The sequence below is a fragment of the Gemmatimonadota bacterium genome (genome assembly GCA_016209965.1).
Classification (GTDB): Bacteria; Gemmatimonadota; Gemmatimonadetes; order Longimicrobiales; family RSA9; genus JACQVE01.
In genome coordinates this window covers 1-2,456 of the sequence record JACQVE010000224.1, presented here as the reverse complement: position 1 = coordinate 2,456, position 2,456 = coordinate 1, and the positions used below count along the sequence as shown (strand labels likewise).

The 2,456-nt window shown below is 71.5% G+C and carries 3 protein-coding genes; all 3 read right to left on the bottom strand.

The window, feature by feature from the left end:
* On the bottom strand, positions 1 to 898 hold an 898-nt coding region (locus HY703_08990; protein MBI4545317.1), incomplete at its 3' end, for an acyl-CoA dehydrogenase family protein.
* Positions 898 to 1,716, bottom strand: a complete 819-nt coding sequence (locus HY703_08985) for an enoyl-CoA hydratase family protein (protein ID MBI4545316.1) — start codon at positions 1,714 to 1,716, stop codon at positions 898 to 900. The genes HY703_08985 and HY703_08990, both read right to left, overlap by 1 nt.
* A 105-nt stretch (positions 1,717 to 1,821) precedes the next feature.
* A partial coding sequence (locus tag HY703_08980) for an enoyl-CoA hydratase/isomerase family protein (GenBank protein ID MBI4545315.1) occupies positions 1,822 to 2,456 on the bottom strand: 635 nt, incomplete at its 5' end.

Below are 2,456 nucleotides of genomic sequence, written 5' to 3'. Positions count from 1 at the left end.
CCGCCATGACGGCGAGCTTCGCCTGGGTCAACAGGAACACGGCCAGGGCGTGGCCGAACATGCGCCGCTTGAGCGCCCTCCCCGTCGCCTCGTCGAACGCGCGGCGCGCGAAGCCCAGGGCGGCGGCGCCGACCGAGGACCGGAAGATGTCCAGCGTGGCCATGGCGATCTTGAAACCCTCCCCGGGCCGGCCCAGCAGGCGGTCGGCGGGAACGCGGCAGCCGGTCAGGCGCAGCGTCCCCAGGGGGTGGGGGGCGATGACCTCGATGCGTTCGGAGGCGTCCAGGCCGGGCGTGTCGGCATTTACGATGAAGGCGGACAGGCCCTTGGTTCCCGGCCCCTCGCCCGTGCGGGCGAAGACGACGTAATAGTTGGCGAGGCCGGCATTGGAGATCCAGGTCTTGACCCCGTCGAGCCGCCAGGAGTCGCCGTCGCGCGTGGCGGTGGTGGCGATGGCGCCGACGTCGGAACCGGCCTCCGGTTCCGACAGCGCAAAGGCGCCCAGGACGGTGCCCGCGGCCACCCCTGGCAGGATTGCGCGCTTCTGGTCCTCGCGGCCGTACAGCGTGATGGGGGCGCTGCCCAGGCCCTGCATGGCCAGGGCGCAGTCGGCAAGGCCCGACCCCCGTCCCAGGATCTCGCGAGCCAGGGACAGGCTGCGCACATCGAGGCCTTCGCGCAGCCCCCCATAGGCGCCGGGAACGCAGACGCGCAGCAGTCCCGCCCGCCCCAGTTCGGCCACCAGCCGGCCGACGCAGGCGTAGACGGCATCCAGGCTGTCCTCGGCGCCTTCGAGAAGCGGCGGGAGGACCTCCCCCGCCCACCGCTCCAGTTCGCGCGCCTGATCGCGATGGCCGTCGTCGAAGAACGGCCAGGCGAGGAAGCTCTGGTCCGCCATCAGTTGCCCTCGAACAGCGGCTTTTCCTTGGCCACGAAGGCGTGGTAGGCGCGCTCGAAGTCCTTGGATTGCATGCAAATGGCCTGGGCCTGGGCCTCCGCCTCGATGCACTCATCGAGGCCGTGGCTCCACTCCTGGAACAGCATGGTCTTGGTCATGCCGTGGGCGAAGGTGGGACCATCTGCCAGGCTTCCGGCCATGGCGGTGGCCTCCTCCAGCAGCTTCTCCGGTTCCACCACGCGGTTGTAGAAGCCGAAGCGCTCGGCCTCCTCGCCGCCCATCACGCGCCCCGTGAACAGGAGGTCGGCGGCGCGGGACAGCCCGATCAGGCGCGGCAGCAGGGTGCAGGCGCCCATGTCGGCCCCGGCCAGTCCCACCCGCACGAACAGGAAGGCGACCTTGCTGCGGGCCGTGCCGAACCGCAGGTCGGCACCGCAGGCGAGCATGGCGCCGGCCCCGGTGCAGACGCCGTCGATGGCGGCGACGATGGGCTGCGGGCAGGCCCGCATGGCCTTGACCAGATCGCCGGACATGCGCGTGAAGGCCAGCAACTCCTTCATGTCCATCTTCACCAGCTTGCTGATGATGTCGTGGACGTCGCCGCCGGAGCAGAAATTGCCCCCGGCCCCGGTGAGGACCACGGCCTTGATGTCGGTGGCGTAGACCATCTCGCGGAACAGGTCGCGCAGCTCGCCGTAGGATTCCAGTGTGAGCGTATTCTTGCGGTCCGGTCGGTCGAGGGTGATGGTGGCCACCTTGCCGGAGACCGCCCAGCCGAAGTGGCTGGCCGTGTAGTGTGCCAGTTCAGCGCGCTTCATCGTTGGGTTCCTTTCCGGGGGAGGGGATCGGCCATGTCCGCTGGCGGCATCGGCCCGCGGCCCGGCGAGGCACACCACGGCGAAGGGCCGTCGTGCGCTCGAACCCTATGCCGCGCTCCTGTCGAGGAACTCCGAAACCCTGCGGCGGGTCTCGGGGTGGTCGTACAGGCGCCGGGTGCCGGCGAGCTCCTCGGCGAAGCCGTCGCAGCTCGGATCGCCCGCAGCGGCGATGCAACGCTTGCTCGCGGCCAGCGCTGCCCTGGGCATGCTGGCGAAGCGTGCCACCACCTCGCGGGTCCAGGCAGCCAACTCCGCCCGCGGCCGCGACCACTGGACGATCCCCAGCCGTTCGGCCTCGGCGCCGTCGATGGCCTCGGCGCCGAGGATCAGGCGGCTGGCAATGCCGCGGCCGCACAGCCGGGCCAGCCGCTGCGTGCCGCCCCCGCCCGGTAGCAGGCCCAGCCGCGCTTCCGGCAGGCCGAGCCTGGCCTCCGCCGCGGCGACGCGCAGGTCGCAGGCCAGGGCCAGTTCCATCCCGCCGCCCATGGCCGCGCCCCCGATCTCGGCGAGGGTGGCCAGGGGTGCCGCCTCGAGGCGCGCGAAGAGCCGCTGCAGCCGGCGCACCAGCTCCAGCATGGCATCCGGCCCCTCGGGGGTGGCGAAGCAGGACCGCATCAACGCCAGGTCGGCGCCGGCGCAGAAGACCTTTTGGTCGCTGCGGATGTGGAGCACCGTCGCCT